This window comes from Syntrophomonas sp. UBA5494 (assembly GCF_002426325.1).
In genome coordinates this window covers 3,281-3,621 of record NZ_DIPG01000013.1, presented here as the reverse complement: position 1 = coordinate 3,621, position 341 = coordinate 3,281, and the positions used below count along the sequence as shown (strand labels likewise).

General features: G+C 48.4%; 1 protein-coding gene. It reads right to left on the bottom strand.

The window, feature by feature from the left end:
• The coding region (locus B3W37_RS01845; RefSeq protein WP_483174611.1) for a Uma2 family endonuclease at nt 1-335 on the bottom strand (335 nt) is incomplete at its 3' end.
• Nucleotides 336-341: the final 6 nt, after the last annotated feature.

The following is a 341-nucleotide window of genomic DNA, read 5'->3' as shown; positions in this document are numbered from 1 at the left end:
TCTACCACATCATGGTCCATTCCCGCCGCAGCCAGGGTATATAAGCCGTTTTGCAGAGCAAAACATTCCAGGGTATTTTCCTGGGGATTCACTATCCAGTAATGCTGCACCCCGGCTTCCTGATATATCTGCAATTTCTGCAGGCGGTCTTTGCGGCCGTTGGAAGGAGACAAAATTTCCACCACCAGGGTGGGAGGACCATCGATGCGGGTGTCTTTCACTATTGATTGTTGAAGGCCGGAAATATATAAAATATCCGGCTGGACTACGGATATGTCCTGAAACGTAACATCCAACGGAGCGTTAAAAACCTCTCCTTGGGGATCAGCCTCCATAAAATA